This window comes from Acinetobacter sp. I-MWF (assembly GCF_025433935.1).
GTDB lineage: Bacteria > Pseudomonadota > Gammaproteobacteria > Pseudomonadales > Moraxellaceae > Acinetobacter > Acinetobacter guillouiae.
In genome coordinates this window covers 1,285,418-1,305,151 of record NZ_JAMBAR010000001.1, presented here as the reverse complement: position 1 = coordinate 1,305,151, position 19,734 = coordinate 1,285,418, and the positions used below count along the sequence as shown (strand labels likewise).

General features: G+C 37.1%; 18 protein-coding genes. 5 read left to right on the top strand and 13 right to left on the bottom strand.

The features are described from left to right. Nucleotides 1-42: 42 nt before the first annotated feature. From M2R48_RS06185 to M2R48_RS06170, 4 genes are all read right to left on the bottom strand, one after another. A complete protein-coding gene (locus M2R48_RS06185; protein ID WP_262085446.1) occupies nt 43-369 on the bottom strand; it encodes a hypothetical protein in 327 nt (108 codons plus the stop codon). A 541-nt stretch (nt 370-910) separates the two neighbouring features. Next, nucleotides 911-1,375: a hypothetical protein gene (locus tag M2R48_RS06180; RefSeq protein WP_262085445.1), complete on the bottom strand. Its 465-nt coding sequence runs from the start codon at nt 1,373-1,375 to the stop codon at nt 911-913. 230 nt (nt 1,376-1,605) lie between these two features. Beyond that, nucleotides 1,606-1,821 (bottom strand): hypothetical protein, encoded by a 216-nt coding sequence (locus tag M2R48_RS06175; RefSeq protein ID WP_262085444.1) that lies wholly within the window; start codon nt 1,819-1,821, stop codon nt 1,606-1,608. A 332-nt stretch (nt 1,822-2,153) separates the two neighbouring features. After that, complete coding sequence (locus M2R48_RS06170; RefSeq protein ID WP_262085443.1) at nt 2,154-3,062, bottom strand: LysR family transcriptional regulator; 909 nt, start codon at nt 3,060-3,062, stop codon at nt 2,154-2,156. A gap of 97 nt (nt 3,063-3,159) precedes the next feature. Here M2R48_RS06170 and M2R48_RS06165 point away from each other — a divergent pair, with 97 nt between their 5' ends. Next, nucleotides 3,160-4,137, top strand: coding sequence for an alpha/beta hydrolase (locus tag M2R48_RS06165; RefSeq protein ID WP_262085441.1), 978 nt, complete (start codon nt 3,160-3,162; stop codon nt 4,135-4,137). A gap of 144 nt (nt 4,138-4,281) precedes the next feature. Here the strand turns inward: M2R48_RS06165 and M2R48_RS06160 are convergent, their stop codons facing one another. Continuing rightward, complete coding sequence (locus M2R48_RS06160) at nt 4,282-4,434, bottom strand: hypothetical protein (protein ID WP_004819938.1); 153 nt, start codon at nt 4,432-4,434, stop codon at nt 4,282-4,284. 365 nt (nt 4,435-4,799) lie between these two features. Then, complete coding sequence (locus M2R48_RS06155; protein ID WP_004722098.1) at nt 4,800-5,021, bottom strand: hypothetical protein; 222 nt, start codon at nt 5,019-5,021, stop codon at nt 4,800-4,802. Between the two features lie 505 nt (nt 5,022-5,526). On the opposite strand from M2R48_RS06155, the gene M2R48_RS06150 reads away from it, so the two are divergent. Beyond that, nucleotides 5,527-5,697: a hypothetical protein gene (locus M2R48_RS06150; protein ID WP_262085440.1), complete on the top strand. Its 171-nt coding sequence runs from the start codon at nt 5,527-5,529 to the stop codon at nt 5,695-5,697. Nucleotides 5,698-6,610: 913 nt separating this feature from the next. Here the strand turns inward: M2R48_RS06150 and M2R48_RS06145 are convergent. The 5 genes from M2R48_RS06145 to kdpA form a co-directional block, all read right to left on the bottom strand. Further along, nucleotides 6,611-7,318, bottom strand: coding sequence for a response regulator (locus M2R48_RS06145; protein ID WP_034618127.1), 708 nt, complete (start codon nt 7,316-7,318; stop codon nt 6,611-6,613). 27 nt (nt 7,319-7,345) lie between these two features. After that, entirely contained in the window at nt 7,346-9,985 is a 2,640-nt protein-coding gene (locus tag M2R48_RS06140) for a sensor histidine kinase (RefSeq protein ID WP_262085439.1), read from the bottom strand. A gap of 219 nt (nt 9,986-10,204) precedes the next feature. Further along, a complete protein-coding gene (kdpC, locus tag M2R48_RS06135; RefSeq protein WP_262085437.1) occupies nt 10,205-10,810 on the bottom strand; it encodes a potassium-transporting ATPase subunit KdpC in 606 nt (201 codons plus the stop codon). A gap of 20 nt (nt 10,811-10,830) precedes the next feature. Beyond that, nucleotides 10,831-12,861, bottom strand: a complete 2,031-nt coding sequence (gene kdpB, locus M2R48_RS06130) for a potassium-transporting ATPase subunit KdpB (RefSeq protein ID WP_262085436.1) — start codon at nt 12,859-12,861, stop codon at nt 10,831-10,833. Nucleotides 12,862-12,871: 10 nt separating this feature from the next. Then, complete coding sequence (kdpA, locus tag M2R48_RS06125; protein ID WP_262085434.1) at nt 12,872-14,596, bottom strand: potassium-transporting ATPase subunit KdpA; 1,725 nt, start codon at nt 14,594-14,596, stop codon at nt 12,872-12,874. Nucleotides 14,597-14,902: 306 nt separating this feature from the next. Here kdpA and M2R48_RS06120 point away from each other — a divergent pair, with 306 nt between their 5' ends. Continuing rightward, nucleotides 14,903-15,703: an undecaprenyl-diphosphate phosphatase gene (locus M2R48_RS06120; protein ID WP_056516247.1), complete on the top strand. Its 801-nt coding sequence runs from the start codon at nt 14,903-14,905 to the stop codon at nt 15,701-15,703. Nucleotides 15,704-16,396: 693 nt separating this feature from the next. Here the strand turns inward: M2R48_RS06120 and hfq are convergent. Together hfq and M2R48_RS06110 are read right to left on the bottom strand one after the other, a co-directional pair. Next, on the bottom strand, nt 16,397-16,774 hold the full coding sequence (hfq, locus tag M2R48_RS06115) for an RNA chaperone Hfq (protein WP_262085433.1): 378 nt from the start codon (nt 16,772-16,774) through the stop codon (nt 16,397-16,399). Nucleotides 16,775-16,933: 159 nt separating this feature from the next. Next, nucleotides 16,934-17,218, bottom strand: coding sequence for a hypothetical protein (locus M2R48_RS06110; protein WP_262085432.1), 285 nt, complete (start codon nt 17,216-17,218; stop codon nt 16,934-16,936). A gap of 193 nt (nt 17,219-17,411) precedes the next feature. Here M2R48_RS06110 and M2R48_RS06105 point away from each other — a divergent pair, with 193 nt between their 5' ends. Continuing rightward, nucleotides 17,412-18,095, top strand: coding sequence for a heavy metal response regulator transcription factor (locus tag M2R48_RS06105; RefSeq protein WP_004722117.1), 684 nt, complete (start codon nt 17,412-17,414; stop codon nt 18,093-18,095). Continuing rightward, a complete protein-coding gene (locus M2R48_RS06100) occupies nt 18,085-19,476 on the top strand; it encodes a heavy metal sensor histidine kinase (RefSeq protein ID WP_262085431.1) in 1,392 nt (463 codons plus the stop codon). Before M2R48_RS06105 ends, M2R48_RS06100 begins: the two co-directional genes overlap by 11 nt. The last annotated feature ends 258 nt before the right edge of the window (nt 19,477-19,734 follow it).

The following is a 19,734-nucleotide window of genomic DNA, read 5'->3' as shown; positions in this document are numbered from 1 at the left end:
GAAACAACAATATTATTCTCTTTGATCCACGCGATAAACTGATTAAGTCGGACCTGCACCATCATTCAAAAACTGAACTGATTCCAAACACAATTTTTTCCATTCAGCTGCAAATTCTTGTTCCGCTTTTTGTTTACCTAAATTTGTGGCGTACACGGGTTTTGATTCTGCATCAGCAATGATGACTTCTAAATTTTTTGCATTATTGCTTAGTTCGCCTTTTAAATTAAATGCCGTATTTAAATCAATACCAAACTGTCTTAACTGCATGATCATTCCAGCGCTTTCTGCAATAATTTTGCAATGATCTATTTGATTTGCATAAATTTCTGGGCTAAATGATAAAAGCAATAAAATTCTCAATTTCATTTTTATAGTCCTTAGAATTTTTCTAATTACATTGATTATATGCATAGAGATCATCTAGCGCCATGCTTCCAAACGATCTACTAAAATCACAAACATCATCGTTTATGCACGATATGAATTAGATATTTATTTTTATTGAAGAGCGTAATTTCTTTTCATTATTCCACTCAAATGCATAAATCTACATCACCTGCATTTCCCGTCCACTAGAGCTAAAATATCGCTATGCCCTATACAAGCTCGATACTTCAAACTTAGTTACTACCTCTGAATTGCTAAAAATCATCTAAGCCTAAGAAAAATATAGAAACAATACCAATCCAAGCGCAATCAAAGATATGATTAGCCATACATTTATACAATTAAAGCTTTTGATGAAATTCCACATTTTGCTATCCCATAGAAATGGCTAAGGAATTCTACTTTTTTAGGTTTAATTTAAAAATTATAAATTAGTCTGAGTTCCCCAAAAGACGACTAAGGAAAAAACCATTTAAGCACATAGAAATTAAACCAAAATATTGATATTAAAAGATAAAATCTATAAGCATTCTTTATAATTCATTATAAAACTTTTCAAAAACTCACCTTTAGCGTTATTTAATTGATAAACAATATTGCCTCGTGTTGTTTTTTTAAATACTTCAGACTCAAATAAATCACTTTTACTACAAATGTTGTTTTTGGTCAGATTTTTATACTTGTTTTCATCAAATTTCTCTCTTAGATCTTCTACAGACTCAATCCCCTTTAAATCAGATACAAGCAACAATCCATTGCTGGTCAATCTAATTCTAGAAATGTTTGTTAAGTCATCTGATTGATTCGGCTTAATGTTCGAAAAATTATGATTAATCACTTTGACTAAGCCATTGTACAATTCGAGATTAATGATATTGAATTGATCATCAACTGCACCAACTTGCAAAAAAGGTTCGTCTAATGGGCTTTGCGCTTTCAATTCAGCACATAGTAAAAAACTGAGTATAAACAATAAATATCGCAACTTGGTTCTCCTCATCAACAATCCAATCATTAAAGTAAAACACTGCAAATACACGTTTAAGCGAGTACATAACAATAACTAGACTCGCTATACAACCACAAAGTTGTCGGTACTTACTGCCTAGATCTCTCCTTTATCCATTAAAAGAAAAAGTGAGATAATGACATAGGTTCAAAATTAATTCTTTCATATACTAAAAAGCCCATCTTTCGATGAGCTTAGATTTAAAGTTATGAGTTGTTCCACTCATTAGATTGAACACCTAACTCATCATCACCAGTCATCAAAACTGCTGTTAAAATTGGAACCGCTAAAATCACTGGGAAAAAGACAATCCAAAGATCAATGGATAGCTTATTGGAAAAAACAAAATGAATCACGATCGCGATTAAAGCCAATATTCCAAATAAAATACTTGCGAATCGAGTGGCAAATTTTAAAAGCATTTTTTATTCCCCTTGTAATTAAAAATTTTTACTGTATTTACTCTCATAGTTATGTCCTATTTTTAGAAATTAAGCAAAGCACTTTGAGGTAAAACAGCCTCTATTTCGGGATATATTTACAAAAACCTTAAAAAATTTATGGATTTCTATAAAACATAGTACTTTTTGAAGTTTTTATCTTTTTCCTTATGTCTTCTGTGAATGAAAGTTCGCTTTTAAATGATTAAATTTTCTCTTTAAGATCGCTCGATATAGGCAAATAAGTTGAATTCTAAAATGAACTCTTTTTAGCCAAGCTTTTTTGCGACTTGTGGAAATGAAAATAATGAATATCAATCGCTTGATGAATCACGAATCATATTGATCAACGCCTTAAGTGTAGTTGATACATGACGATAGCCAGGATAATAAAGGCTAAGTCCACGATAGACTGGACTAAACTTTTCCAAAACGATACTTAATTGCTGATTTTCAACAGCATTCCTTACCAAATGGTCGGGTACAAATGCAATACCAATACCATCTATTGCAGCGTCAACCATTAATGTTTGATCTGTTAGTGTTAATCGCCCTTTGACATCTATCTTTTCAATAATGCCATTCATATCAAATTCCCAGCGAAAAATTAAGCCACTATCAAAACGAAAACGAATGCAATCATGTTCATAAAGATCATGCGGAACAAGTGGCGTAGAATTTTTTAATAAATAGTCTGGGGATGCGACAGCAACAAAACGTGCGGTTTCAGTTAAACGGATTGCAACCATTTCTTTAGGTATATCATCTGCAAGGCGTATGCCTGCATCAAAATTTTCTTCAACGATATTGGTTAATTTGCCATCGCAAACAATATCTAAATGAACCAATGGATAGTGTTGTAAGAACTTTTTAAGAATGGGTTTTAAAACCAACCTAACCGCCCCTTCACTGGCATTAATTCTAAGTACACCACTCGGCTGATCTCTAAAATCATCTAAATGATTTAGCGCATTTGAAATATTTTCCATGGATGGTCGAAGTGAATGAACCAATTGGATTCCGGCATCAGTCAAAGAAACACTGCGTGTGGTTCGATTAAAAAGCCGAACATTTAAGCGGCTTTCCAAACCTTTTATGGCATGACTAATTGCTGAAGGTGTGACGTTTAACTCAACCGAAGCTGCACGGAAGTTTCGATGAGAGGCCACAGATAAAAAAATTGTTAAAGCAAAGAGTTCACCGCTTTTCAATTGATGAGCCATTTTCACTATTCTATAAAGTTTTATGAGATTGTTCTCAATAATATATTTATATAGGCTGAATGGGTACTCAAAATTAATGACGATAAGGAAAATTACAATGCCCAAACATGGTAACTATGCTGTAGAAAAAATAACATTTAATTCACATGGTGATGCAGTGGTTGGCGATTTATATAAGCCAAATACCAATGGAAAACTCCCCGCTGTTATTATTCTTGGGCCATATTCTTTTCAAAAAGAACAGGCACCCACTCAGTATGCAACACGTTTAGCAGATGAAGGCTTTATCACCCTCGCATTTGATCCAAGAACTGTTGGTGAGAGCCAAGGCATGCCACGTCGCCTTGAAAATCCAAAAATGAAAAATGAAGATGTCATTGCTGCAATTGATTACATCTTTACCCGTAACGATGTCGATACCGATAAAATATTTCTATTAGGGGTTTGCCAAGGTGGACCTGAAATGCTGGATATCGCGTCTTATGAAAAGCGTGTCAAAGCCGTTGTTTCTGTTACTGGATATTATCGAGATAGAGAAACTGATTTATTTATGCTTGCGGCAGGTGTGACAGAAAATCCATTTGATCTTGAATCTGCCCCAACGATCAAAGAATTAGAAGCCTTATTAGCGATCCGTTTAAAGAAAGCACAGGATGCCAAAATTCTTTACGAAGCAACAGGTGAAGTAATCTATCAGCCACTCGTATCGCCAGACCTCGGTGATCGCGTCAAAGGCTCAAATGCAGGCTTACCTGGTCCAATTATATGGAGTTGGTATGGAGCATGGACGCTAAAAAACTGGGAGAATCGCTACGCAATTATGAGTGATCTTGATCATTTTTCTTATTCAACTGTAGCTGGCGTTGCAAAACTAAAGAAACCCGCGCTTATCATTCATTCAGATACCTGTATGAATCCAGCAGCGGCTCGTCGTCATTTCGATTCAATTCCAACATCAGATAAAAAGCTTATCTGGGAAAATGGAACCAACCATTTCCAGTATTATGAGCAACCCGATATTGTAGATAGAACAGTTGCACATGCGGCAGATTGGTTTTATCAACATCAAAATTAAGATCGAATACGCTATCGTTTAATATTATAAAAGTCCTTTAAAGAGCTTTTATCACTGTATCGACAATCAGTTGAGCATGATTAAGTTTTACGATTGCCATACCCATATTAAAAAACCACCGAATCGGTGGTTTTTCATTAAAATTTAATGTACTGCTTCTGCTGAGGACTCTTTATGATCATCATCTTTGGTTTTGGCTAAATTTTTACCCTTGGTTTTCTGAGGATTATTTTTATGTGACTGATAGTAGCAAGCAATTGCGATCCCAGTCCCTAATAATGCTACGGTCTTTAACATGATATACCTCATACTGAATTGAATAACGTCTATTAGGAATAACATCAAATTTCTAATAAAGTATTTCGATATGTGAGTTATGCAAGTTTATGTGAAACTTTATTACATTTGATTTCAAAGATTCAGATAAATCATCGAAATTTCAGTCTTATGGCTGATTTAATCTATTTCGCTATTTAACCAAACAGTCACATGGTAAGTTTTTATTATGAGATTTTAATTCCATTTAATCATTTTAAATTATCGAGTATTGATCAATCAACACAGATCAGAAATCATTCTTTAACTTTCGATACCTTTTATATTCGTTCACCCATATAAAAAGCCCATCTTACGATGAGCTTTTCTAAAACATTGATTACGATTTATATCGCAATACGATAAAGTTGATTTTGATTAAGATAGAAAGATGAACCATCAATATTAAATTGACGATCGTCACCAGATTCTAATTCAATCTTTTTCCCTACTTCGACCCAACTCATACCAGTACGGTTGCTTTGTTGTCTTTTTAAAGGAACGATCTTTACGCGAATTTCATCGCCATTTACTGCAGAGGCTATTGTCCAGCCATTTAAAATATTCATTTTTTCACTCAATTGTTTTGAGCTTTTGCAAACAGAGAAGTATTTAACTATTAAGACCAACAGATATATTTTTGGAACTAACGATAAGAAGGCATCTAACCTTAATTTAAACTTTTGATATTTACATCAGCTTGATATTGCAGAAGTCAGAGTTGAAGCCAACCTTCAAGTCTTGCTTATATATTAAGCACATCTGCTTTAGTATTTTTCATAATACGCTCATTCAGTAGATTATGCAACTTAAATAACATTTGATTATTTTAAATTAAAAGTTCTTCTTTATATAATGGCTTTGTGATGTTTATGTACAGGCCTAGATTTAAAGATTTCCTATATCATCATTTAAAAAAACACCATACAAATATTTGATATTTTTATAAATATATTTTGTCGATATAAACTCAGTTTAGCCAACATATCTCCACATATGGCTCTCACAACTACCTTAGTGTAAGTGGATTAAAAGGCTATTATCCAGACTCACTTCACAGTTAAGAAGATTATAATGTCATTTAAAAGTTTTTCGCAAAATTCAACTCAAGCAAATTCTGATACTAAAAATGCTGAGCAAACTCCTGCTAAAGATGCGCCACAAGCAACTCCTGGTGTGACACCGCCGAATCCAAATCAGGACAATAATGAAGTTAAACCAGCTGAAGAAAATAAAGCTAAATAATATTAAAGTTTGATTTATACAGCTTTATCTAAAAAAACTTACCGCTACTTGGTAAGTTTTTTATTGTGTGTCATATAAATTTAGATGTTATCTACTAAAATACTCAGTTTTTAATGATGTAAAAAAGCCCACAATAGTGCGGGCTTTTTAGATCGGCATGCTGCGATCTCATGCTCAGCGTTAACTGCTTAGGTTTTAAATCTATTTAGAGGGAATACGCAATTCCTGTAACAACCTAAACACTTCCGTTTCGCTTACGGATTCGATCAAAGCTAAGTTAACACAGATCAACAGATGAAAGCGGATAAAATATATTTGATTACGCTTTATTTATTCAATTCTCACAATTCTAAATTCAAATCATAAAGTCTTATCCATATAAGACCAAAATTCTTAGTGAAACTTAAAACACAGGTGCTCGTTCAAGTCTGAATAAATCAGTTAATTGTTTGATTTAATAAATAAACTATATTTATTGTCAGTATTTCGTTTTTTGTGCTTTTGAATCATAGATGGGTATCCTACCGTGGGGCGACATGGATGTCGCCGTTGGGCGGGGGTATATGAGCAAAAATAAAGCACTGCTTTGTTTGCAGCGCAAGAGCCCTGTTAAACGAAAGATTTTTGTTACTTTTGATCTTTCAAAAGTAAGGTATCGCCTACGCAAAGGTATTTAAACTTTAAATGTAAAGTGTGGCATTGCTAACTTTTTAATCAAATAACTTTTATATACTATTAATTTAATTAAAAATATTGATTAAGGATAATTATATTATTGTGTCTGAGTTTTTTGACAGGTTGACTATAAAAAGCCCCTTACTCTGCACTTTACAAAGAATCGTTTAGTTTAATTTTAACCATCTACTGTAAATACAGTAAGAGACCAATGATCTCAAAAAAGATTTAGCCATGCTTAGCCTACAAAGCGTAAGCCCACGCCTGGTTCAGTCACAATATATTTGGGTTGTACTGCATTATCATTCAGTTTTCCACGCAATTTGGCCACTAAAATTCTTAAATAATGGGTATCTTCCTGATGAGTAGGTCCCCATAAATCACTGAGAATTTGTGGCTGAGTAATCAACTGCCCTTTATGTTGCGCCAATAAAGTCAGCAATTGATATTCCTTACGTGTCAATGAAATCAGTTGTTGGTTAAGAAACACCTGTCTTTGGGCAAAATCAATTTTTAAAAATCCATCATCAAAAAAAGCGGACTCTACAGCAATATTTTGAAATTGTCTGAGCAATACACGGATCCGCGCCATAAGCTCCTGAACACTAAAAGGTTTCGTCACATAATCATTGGCGCCAGCGTCCAGTAGTTTAACTTTTTCTTCTTCATTGGAACGAACCGACAAAACAATCACAGGGACATGTGACCACGCTCGCAACTCAGACAAAACTTCTAAACCATCTAAATCAGGTAGCCCTAAATCTAAAATAATTAAATCAGCACCTTGCAAAGCCAAAAGCTCTAAGCCCTTTTGACCATTTTCAGCCAGTAGGGTTTTATACCCTTGTGCTCTAAGCGCAATATCAAGAAACTTACGAATTTGAGTTTCGTCATCAATAATCAATACATTGGTCATGGAACTTGTCGATACATTATGTTCTGGCATGCTATTTCCTAAAATCAATATGTGCGCTTATCCAATCTGCTGAATCGGCAATTGCATACGGATGCAGGTGCCTTGATTATTCTTGGCTGATGATGCCGAAATTTTACCCATATGTGCACCAATAATGGCTTTAACAATGGTTAAGCCCAATCCCGTACCATACTGCCCGCGATCACCACGTTCCATAGTATAGAACATATCAAAAATTCGCTCTCGCTCATCTTCTGGAATGCCTAAACCTTGATCGCTAATTGAGATTTCAAGTTCATTTTCATTGAGTTGTAAAACTTTAATCGTTACCGCTTTATTTTCTGGAGAAAACTTGGCTGCATTTTCCAATACATTAAAAATCGCTTGTTCGATCAAAGCTGCATGCACAAATAGGCTCAAAGTTTGCTCAGGTAAATCAACCTCAACAAGACTTTGCGGCATATAACGTTTTAAACGGCGTACCGCTGAACCAATCAACTCATCGACACCAATCCAATCTCGTTTAAGACTTAAACCTTCATGGCCTAAACGCGTCATATCCAATAAATTCTGAATATAGCGATCCAGTCGTTCGCCTTCTAAATGAATCGCCTCCAACAAACTGTCTTGATCTTGTTCATCCATAGAATGCCGATAATTGCTCAAAGTATCAGCTGCTCCAATCATAGAAGCTAAAGGTGAACGTAAATCATGAGAAACGGAGGATAACAAGGCCGAACGTAATCTCTCGGTTTCTGAACTGACATTGGCGATTTCCAGTGCTTTAGTAAGTTGGGTTCGAGAAATTGCTTGAGCAATATATTCAATCATGGTTTCAGTCAGTTGCTTTTGTTCAGTATTTAAAACCGATACATTTTTAAGAAACTTAACCCCGACCACACCAAAACACTGCTTAGATGCCAATAATGGTAAAAACCACCAATCATTTTCAGTCAAGGTTTGAGTAAACCGTCCCGATGGTTGATGGTTCTTAAATGTCCAATCTGCTGAAATTTTTTCTTTACTGTTAATCACCTCAAGTGATGACGTTGACGATTCTGGGAAATAAAACCAGATTTCGGCATTTAAGTTTTTACTTAAACTGTTTTCTGCAATCTCCTGCACTTGCTTTAAATCAATTGCGATAGACAGCTTTTGACCTAAATCCTGCATAATACTGTTATAGCTATTGGCAGCCTTTAAAGCTGTTACTTGTTCTCTCAGTCTTGATGCCAAACGGCTTGAAATCAACGCTGCGCCTAAAAAGGCAACCACGGTTATCACGCCTTGATGTGCAGAAATTTGCAAAGTGAATTTGGGTGAAATAAAGAAAAAGTTATAAGCCAAAAAGAACAACAGTGCCGAAAATACCGCAGCCAGCATCCGTGTCTTAGATGCCACAAAAACCACTGCGGTGATAAAAATTACCGAAAGCTCTTCGATTCCTAAATACTTTTCACCTAAGCTGGCAATCACAATACTGACCACCGTGGTCGATATAACGAATAATATTTCTCTAAGATTTAGAAATGAATGCGTGTCTTGAAAAAAAGATTGCTGACGATGTTCTGCAAGAATGGGGACGATACTCAATTCAAAACTTGGCTGGTACTTAAGTAATTGATCAACAAAATTTACACCCCATACCAAGGCTTTACGATGCGATTGTGTCAACACCAAGGTTGAAATCCCACGATCCATCACATAGTCAAACAACGTTTTTGCATGTTGTTGACCATAAAGGATTTCCGTCATTCCGCCCAATTGACGGGTGAGGTTTAAAGCGCGCTCAATTTCTCGACTGGATAAATTGTCTTGTTTTTCGGTTATTTTTGAATCTTTAGAAAAGACCACCACCGTCCAATTTGCCTGCCGATTTTCGGCAATACGACAACCTGCGCGGACCAAAGCCTCTGCCTGCCCATTGCCCTCAATCATAATTAAAATATGATTTTTTAAAGGAATGGGGGCAAGTCCTTGTATAGCAAAATTTTCTCGAACATCGGTATCGACATGACTGGCAACCGTTTGCATTGCCAATTCACGTAATGCGGTCAGATTTGAACTGTTGAAGAATCGTTGTAATGCCTGTTCAGCTTGCTCAGGTACATACACTTTACCCTGATTTAAACGTTCAAGTAATTCATTGACTGGTAAATCAATTAATCGAATATCACGGATCCGCTCAAAGACCCGATCAGGTACAGTTTCAGTCACCCGAATACCCGTAATTTGATAGACCACATCATTTAAACTTTCGAGATGCTGAATATTCATCGTGGTAAATACATCAATACCCGCATCCAACAATTCATTAATATCTTGCCAGCGTTTTTCATGACGACTATTTGGCATATTGCTATGCGCAAATTCATCCACTAAAACAATACTGGGTTTGCTTGCCAGCACAGCATCAAGATCCATTTCTTCAAGCGAATGCCCTTGATACTCAATCGTCTTTCTTGGAATAATCACCAAACCTGAGATGAGGTTTTCAGTTTCAATGCGACCATGGGTTTCAACATAGCCAATCACAATATTGATCCCTTGCAAGGCCAGTTCATGTGCACGCACTAACATTGCAAAAGTCTTCCCCACACCAGGTGCAGCACCTAAAAATATAGTGAGGCGCCCAGATTGATAACGCTGAGTGTGTTGCAGTAAAACATCTGCTTTATTATTTCTATAATCGCTCATCGCCGTCTGCTTGTTTAAAAATTACATCACTGTGGTGTTTCTTTGCGACCATTCAATACAGCAAAAAACACAGGCCAACAAAGAAACACAGAAAAAACCGTCGTTTGATTCAGCTTGAATCATCTACAATCGAAAAGAGGAAATATTGTAAATTTATACCAAAATAAAATCCCAATAATGCCCGCTTTTCAACAATCAGAGAGAATCAATTACATCAACTTATTGAGTTCCAATTTGATCCAAAGCCAAATTTAATTCAAGTACATTGACTCTGGCTTGCCCTAAAATTCCAAATGTAGGTTGTATACTATTTTCTTGCAGCAACCTTAGCACATCCTGTTCTGGCAAATGTCTTGCTTTGGCAATGCGTTTTACTTGAATCATTGCAGATTGCACACTGATTTCAGGATCAATTCCGCTGCCTGAAGCCGTGACCAAATCCGCAGGAATTGCGTTTTTTTCAATGTGATCCTGTATCGCAATTTTGTTTAAACGCTCCTCTACTGCTTTATGTAAATCAGGATTGGTTCGTGCCATATTACTTCCCGCCATGGCCATTGGATCATAATTGGCAGCAGAAGGTCGTGGATGGAAATATTGCGCTTGTACAAAAGGCTGTGCAACCAGTTTAGAACCGACAACTCGGTCATTTTCTACGATCAAACTGCCATTGGCCTGTTGATCAAAAAAAACTTGTCCTAGCCCTGTTGCCGCAGCACTGTAGACAAAGCCACAGAGACCCAATGCGACAATGGTTAATCCAAGCGACGCTCGTGTTAGTCCAACGAATGATGACTCAACCAATCGATTATTTTCAGTATTCATTTTAATCATCCTCAAAATTTCTAAAGCGCCAATAAAGGGTTGATCATCAGATCAATCAGCTTGATCGCAATAAACGGCAACAACACACCACCTACACCGTAGATCAGCATATTTCGACGTAACAATTGCGTTGATGTTGAAGGCTTAAACTTCACCCCATGTAAAGCAATTGGAATCAATAATGGAATAATGATGGCATTGAAAATCAATGCTGAGAGAATTGCACTTTCTGAACTTCCCAAGCGCATCACATTTAAAGCTTGCATTTGTGGAATGGCTGCGACAAATAAAGCAGGTAAAATTGCAAAGTATTTGGAAACGTCATTGGCCAATGAAAAAGTGGTCAATGCACCACGGGTAATTAACTGCTGTTTACCAATCTCAACGACAGACAATAATTTGGTTGGATCTGAATCCAAGTCCACCATATTGCCCGCTTCTTTTGCAGCCTGTGTCCCTGAGTTCATTGCCAAACCAATATCTGCTTGTGCCAAAGCAGGTGCATCATTGGTTCCATCGCCAACCATGGCAACCAAATGACCTTTATTCTGTTCTAGACGAATACAATTTAACTTATCTTCAGGTTTCGCTTCAGCGATGTAGTCATCAACACCTGCTTCAGCAGCTATGGCAGCAGCAGTCAGTGGGTTATCACCTGTGACCATGACAGTTTTTATACCCATTTCACGTAAGCGAGCAAATTTTTCCTTGATGCCTTGTTTAATCACATCTGAAAGTTCAATCACTCCCAAAATATTTTGATCTTTTGCCACCACTAACGGCGTTGCACCTTTTGAAGCAACTTGTTCTACCCGCGTTTTAAGCTCACTATGATGTTCAAGATTCTGTGAAGCGAATTTAACAATCGCATCTACTGCCCCTTTACGGATTTGCTGACCATTGAATAAATTTACACCTGAGATTCGCGTTGCGGCATTAAAGGCAATAAACTCGGCCTGTTCAGGTTCAACAATATGTTCACCTAGCTCTTTTGCCAAAACCACAATGGATTTACCCTCTGGTGTTGGATCTGCGAGTGAAGTCAAAATCGCAGCTTGACGCAGTTCCGACTCAGTCACCCCAGTCAGTGGGAAAAATGCTGTTGCCTGACGATCACCATAGGTGATGGTTCCTGTTTTATCGAGTAACAATACATCCACATCACCCGCCACTTCGACGGCTTTACCTGATTTGGCAATCACATTGGCTTTTAATGCCCGATTCATCCCCGCAATACCAATTGCAGGCAACAAGCCACCAATGGTGGTTGGAATCAAACACACCAACAATGCCACCAATAAAATCGGGTTAATTTCAATTTTTAAGAAATGCCCAATAAAAGGTAAACTCACCACCACTGCGATAAAGGTCACGGTCATCACAGTCAGTAAAATCCCTAGTGCGATTTCGTTTGGTGTTTTTTGACGATTGGAGCCCTCAACCAAAGCAATCATTCGGTCAAGAAAGCTATTACCCGCTTCGGCCGTCACCTGTACCACGATACGATCCGTTAAAACCTTCGTTCCCCCAATCACACCCGATTTATCGGTACCTGCTTCACGTAAAACTGGCGCTGACTCACCTGTTACCGCAGCTTCATTAATGGTCGCAAAACCATAAATAATCTCACCATCCGCAGGAATAAGTTCCCCTGCACGGACTTCAATCAGATCATTCATTTTTAATAAAGTTGCAGCGACTTGCACACCCTCTAAGTCATCCTTCGAACTGAGTCGACGTGCGGTTAAGTTTTGACGTGCTTGTCTTAAGGAGGAGGCTTGACCTCGACCTTTAGCTTCGGCAATGGCTTCAGCATAATTGGCAAATAATACGGTGATAAATAAAATCAAGGTCACCGCTAAACCAAATACAGTATCGGCTTGGCCCGTTAAAGTACTGACCAATGTGATGATGGTACCCAGCCATACGATCGCCATCACTGGATTTTTAATCGCATGTTGTGGTAACAACTTAATCAAGGCATTTTTCCAAGCTTCACCTTGGAATAAAGTTGATGATTTATTTTGAGTAGATTGTTTTGAATGATTCATGTTATTCACCCTAGCCTTGTACCAATAACAACTGATCAGCGATCGGTCCTAAAACAAGGACTGGCATAAATTGTAATAAGGTCAACATCACCACAATGGCAATCAGGGTGAAAGCAAAGGTTGGTGTTTCCACTTTTAAACTACCACTGCTTTCAGGAGCTTGACGCTTTGCAGCTAAACGAGCAGCAATCATTAAAGGAATGATCAATGTTGGAAAACGTCCAAGCAATAAAGCAATCACACAGCTCACGTTCCACCACACGGTATTGTCTGCTAAACCTTCGAAACCAGAACCATTATTGGCAAAGGCCGAAACATACTCATACAACACTTGCGAAATAGCATGGTATTGCGGATTGCTATTGCCTGTAAGTTCTGGGAAAAACAAAGCGATTGAGCTTAAACCGAGAATCGTAATGGGCTGAATCAAAATCACCACAGCAAGTAATTTGATTTCCCCTGCTTCGATTTTGCGGCCAAATAATTCAGGTGTACGCCCTGTCATCAGACCTGCAATAAATACAGCCAAAAACAAATAGATCATAAATTGTTGTAAGCCACAGCCAATCCCGCCCCAAATCGCGTTAATCAGCATATTCGCCAGCGCCACCAAGCCGGTTAATGGTGATGCGGAATCATGCATCATATTGACGGAACCATTGTTGACCTGTGTGGTTATGGCGGCCCAAAGTGCAGAAGATGCCTCACCAAAACGCACTTCCTTTCCTTCCATGGCATAAATTTGCATCGCTGTAGATGACAGACTTTCAGACCAAATTGCTGCCGTAGCTGAAACAATTGACATCAGCAACATTGAGCCAAAAACAAAACCAGCAAATTTTGCGCGTTTAGTTAAAAAACCCAACATAAAAATCACTGCGACAGGGATAAGTAGAATCGCGATCATTTCTAAGAAATTTGAAAATGGTGTTGGATTTTCCAATGGCACACTACTGTTAGGTCCATACCACCCCCCACCATTACTACCCAATTGCTTAATCGCAACCATGGGTGCAACAGGACCGAGTGGAATTTTTTGAGTTTTTAATTCAGCAGTTTGGTCAACGACCTGAACTTCGGGGCCACCTTGAAAGGTTGATGGCACACCTTGGCTATTGAGTAATAATGACCAAATCATGCATAACGGAATTAAAAACCGAAAGGTTGGACGAATCACATCGGCCCAATAGTTGCCTACATTGATTTTTTCAACTTTATTTTGAAAGCTTAGGTTTTGGTCTGCTTCTGACAAAGCATTCGATTGCGGATAAAACAACGCACGGACGGTTGCGACCACCATTGCCAAGCCCATCATTGGCGTAATGATTTGCAATCCAACAATACCAACCATCTGTGATAAATATGACAGTTGCACTTGACCTGAATAATGCTGTTGGTTGGTATTGGTCAGAAATGAAATCATAGTATGCAGGGCTAAATCCCATGACATATTCGGTGCATTATTTGGATTGAGTGGCAAACTTGCTTGGCACATAAACAACAACCAAGTGACCAATCCGATGACGATACAACTCGCGACAAAGCTGAGTGAATAGGTTTTTGCATTCATCCCTTGATCAGGATGTGTACCCAAAACACGATAAATCGGTTTTTCAATCCAGTTAAAAATTGGATCAATTTTCATCTCTCGGTTTTGCATAATACAGGCAAGATACTTCCCTAAAGGAAAAGCCAAAAGCACCACAATCACCAAGACTAAGATAAACTCTAACATGACATCCCCCCCCAACTTGATTGGCTCAAATTAAAAATGTCGATATTGCAATGATTTATATGTTTTTGAAGTACGCATAATTTTGGATGCTGTACTTGTTGATGCGCTATATATTTAGCACTCATCTTTTTCATCCTAAACGCTGGGATATTCCACAACTCAGTATCCGAAAATATCCCGTAAACTCTCTATTTACAGTCAGATCAGCCGCGTAAAAATTTCGTAAAATTTTGTCTTTTTTGATTTATAAACAGCGTTAAATACATTACAAAGGTTCAAATTTTAGAACGCTTGTTTATTTTATTTATGGAAAATTTTGAACTGCTTAAAGCATTGTTTTTGGGGTTAATCGAAGGTTTAACTGAATTTTTACCCATTTCAAGTACAGGACATTTGATCTTATTTGGCCATCTCATTGATTTTCACTCAGATTCGGGACGTGTATTTGAAGTGGTGATCCAATTGGGTGCAATCTTGGCCGTATGTTGGCTGTATCGACAAAAAATCATCGAATTAATTCGCGGCTTTTTCTCAGGCGATGTTGCAGCAAGACGCTTTGCGATTAATGTTTTAGTTGCATTTATTCCTGCGGTGGTGATCGGTGTCTTAGCAGTAGATTTTATTAAACAAGTGCTGTTTAGTCCTTTGGTTGTGGCTTTTGCTTTAATCATCGGAGGTTTCATTATTTTTGCAGTAGAAGCCAGAAAGTTTGAACCTAAAACCATTGAGGCAACTGACATTACCTTAAAGCAGGCTATTCTGGTTGGATTTGCCCAATGTCTTGCCATGATTCCAGGAACATCACGTTCAGGCGCCACCATTATTGGCGGGATGTTGTCTGGTTTATCTCGTAAAGCGGCAACCGAATTCTCTTTTTTCCTTGCAATGCCAACCATGTTAGGCGCAGCAACTTATGATTTAATTCGAAATGCAGATGTTTTGACCTCAGATAACCTGATTAATATTTCAGTGGGTTTTGTGGCTGCATTTATTGCTGCGCTATTGGTGGTCAAAGCTTTGGTAAAATTTGTTGAAAAACATACATTGAGAGTGTTTGCTTGGTACCGCGTGGTATTGGGTATAATTTTACTGTTTGTGTTTTTATAATCATGTGAATTGATGGAAAATAAATTTTAAGTTTGCTCTTTGTTCGTTTTATCGTATTGACCCACTTATCTTGTGGGTCTTTTTTTATCTCTTAAATATAGTCAACCTATCAAAAAACTCAAAAACAAGAATATAATTTCTCTTAATCAATATTTTTCAATTAAATTAATTACATAGAAAATTAAATTATTTGATTATAAAAAAGCTTGCAATGCCACACATTACGTTCAAAGTTTAAATAGCTTTGCGTAGGCGATGCCTCACTTTTCAGAGATGAAAAGTGACAAAAATCTTCTGCTAGGCGAGGGGTACGTCCTGTACCCCCGCCTAACGGTGACATCCCTGTCGCCCCACGATAGGATAACCATCTAGGATTCAAAAGTACAAAAACCGAAGGAATAATCAATAGTTTCTAAAAATTCATACAAAAACATGAGCTTCATTTATGATCAGTGATTTGATATAAATCACTTGTATGAATAATTAAGTGGTTTGACTATAAGATGAGGGCGATTTCATCTTGCTCTATGGATTTTAAAAGGCCTTATATAAAGAAGCCTAATATTTAACAGGAAATGTTAAAGACTGAAAAACCAGACTAAAATCCTCATACTGTCTATATAGACAAAGGATCACTGAGCTAAAACCACTAAATTCTGCATATTTTTGACTGAACCTATAACGACCTAGTTTTTAGATACTTTCATCTTCGGGAATATCGTCAAATTGTATTTCATCATTAGGGCCAACTTGATAACCAAAATCATTTTGGTTATTCAAACCATATTGACCACTATCATCATAGGTGTTGTTATAACTTTGCTGATCAAATCTTGCAAGAGAACCTTTGATATTTGAACGTGGGTGACGTGTAGGCAAAACTGTAGAAATTGAATGTTTATAGATAATTTGCATTTGACCTACACTGTTCCTTAATAGCACAACGTATGAGTCAAATGATTCAATATGTCCCTGTAATTTAATCCCATTGGTCAGAAAAATAAAAACTGGAATATGTTTTTTTCGAAGAGAATTTAACAATGGATCTTGTAAGGTTTGAATTTTAGACATATTAATCTCCCAAAACTTTCAAATACTAAAAAATATCGTTCTTAAATAAAATTTATAATTAGACGCATCCTACGAATTTTACTTTCGTTCCAGAATAGATGGATCAACGCTGCCATCTACCCCCCTAAGCTTTGAATTTCAAAGTAAATCTTTATTGTGTTACTTACTTGGTGTCACAGAGGTAGCAGGCTTTATCATTTTTGAATGATCCATTTTCATCACCACATGTGCCATATCGACCCCACTCGATTGTGCTTTTTGTGCCATCTCCAATGAATCTACATGTGCTTGTTTTGCAGATTCATTGTTGGTTTTTTTGGCTTCATGCTGCACATTACAAGGCTTTATAGAGCATTGCATTGCTACTGCTGCTTGAGGATCAGTTTTATTCGGTGTTTTGGAAGCTTCTGCCCAAGATTGATTAGCAATTATTAGCGTACCCATACAGATCACTTTTATTAAACTGCGCTGTAAAATCGCTCGCATTTGTACCTCTCCAAGCTTGAGATTGTTTAGTTGTACAATAAAGTGATCTATTGAACATTAAGATGACTTGAAAATGACATTTATGTAATCTATACCTTTCTTTAGCTTTATCACGCTATTATATTTTTAGAGGGTATTCTAGGAATCGAATATGAGAATATTATTGGTAGAAGATGAGCAAAAAACCGGTGACTACCTTAAACAAGGTCTATCTGAAGCAGGTTATATTACTGACTGGGTTACAGATGGACTCACAGGTAAACAATACGCACTTTCTGAAGATTATGATGTGATCATATTAGACGTCATGTTACCGGGGGTAGATGGTTGGCATATTATAGAAGCTGTTCGTAAGAACGGAAAAACCATGCCTATTTTATTCTTAACCGCACGAGATCAAATTGAAGACCGCGTAAAAGGCTTAGAATTAGGTGCCGATGATTATTTAGTAAAACCTTTCGCTTTTGCTGAACTTCTTGCAAGAATAAAAAGTTTACTTCGTCGAGGTCAGCAACGAGAAGACAGTAACTTAATTAGTATTGCCAATCTTGAACTCGATATCAGAAAACGGCGTGTAACGCGTGAGGGACAACGTATCGACCTGACTGCAAAAGAATTTGCTTTGATGGAATTATTTATGCGTAGACGTGGAGAAATTTTGCCACGAGCATTGATCGCCTCTCAAGTTTGGGATATGAACTTTGACAGTGACACCAATGTCGTCGAAGTTGCGATTAAACGTTTAAGAAATAAAATTGACAGTAACTTTACACCTAAACTGATTCAGAATATTCGAGGAATGGGGTACGTTTTAGAGGTAGAAGATGAGGCGTAAGCTGTTCAATGCGATCAGTTTTCGAATCGCCATTATTTTTTCACTCTCTACAGTAACAATTTTAATCATCATGGGCTTCGTGATACATCTCGGGGTATCACAGCACTTTGAAAGTGAGGATCGAGTATTACTTGAGGGAAAAATTCAGCTTATACAAAATCTATTAAAACAAAATCAAACCAACACACCTGAACTTAATGTTGCGTTAAAAGATTCACTGATCGGACATGATAATCTGATTGTGCAAGTTGAAAGACCATTGAATCAAATTGTATTTAATTCCGCGCAAATAGCCATTGCGCCGCAAGTTATTGCCAACCCAGATCTGAATCAATGGATAAGATGGAAAGTCCAAGATAAAAGTTATCGTGGGCTCGTCTATCAAAACATTTTTGAAGACGATGAAGAGGCTCAATCTACCCAAATTATTGTTGCGATTGATACTTCTGAGCATATGCTCTTTTTACATGAATTTAAACGCCAACTATTTTATATTTGCTTAATTGGCGCATTGTGTTTAATGTTTTTAGGATGGTTTGCGGTTTGGCGAGGATTGCGCCCAATCAAAAAAATAGCCAAAGTTGCAGAAAGTATTTCAGCACAAAATTTGTCTACACGTTTAGAAGTTGAAAATACCCCAACTGAACTAAAATCACTGACCATCGCCTTTAATGAAATGCTTGATCGTTTAGAGTCAGCTTTAGAAAAACTTTCCGACTTTTCTTCAGATCTTGCCCATGAAATTCGTACACCCATCAACAATTTAATGACGCAAACACAAGTATGTTTATCCCGTAGCCGCGACATCGATGCCTATAAAGAGGTATTATTTTCAAACTTAGAAGAGTTTGAACATCTGGCAAGAATCGTATCAGATATGCTGTTTTTAGCGAAAGCAGAAAATGGGCTTAACCTTAAGAACATACAAACCATTCATTTATATGAAGAATTCAATACCTTGTTTGAGTTTTATGATGCTTTAGCAGCTGAAAAACATATGACGTTTCACCTCGTCGGTACAGGAAAAGTCAATGCAAATATGGCTATGCTCCGCCGCGCGTTGAGTAATTTAATCTCCAATGCGATTAAATACGGTAAGCCGAATTCTGTCATTCAAATTAAATGCCAACAAACAGTAGAACACACCAGTTTTTCAATTGAAAATGAGGGGCCTACCTTATCCCCTGAACAATTGTCGAGGTTGTTTGACCGTTTCTATCGAACAGATGCTTCCAGACAACGTGTTGAAGATGGTACAGGTTTAGGGCTGGCAATCACTAAGTCTATCTTGACGCTACATGGTGCAACCATTCAAGCAGAATCACGAGATGGTTTAGTGATCTTCACCATTATTTTTAAAAATGAATACCTTCCAACATAATCCCATAGCAAAAGTATGATCAATAAAAAATATAACGCTCAAGTAGCTGATAAAAATACAGATGCTTGAGCGTTAAAGTCTAAATCTACGATTAAAAAATCTTAAAAACTTTCCGACTAATGCATATTCATTTTAATTCAAGAATATTTTAACATTTACAATTGTTTAGATTTTCTAAATAACAAAAGTGTAATCTTAAAGTCATTCTAATGTATATCATCCTCTTCAATAATCAAGGGCTCAACCCAACAGTAAAAG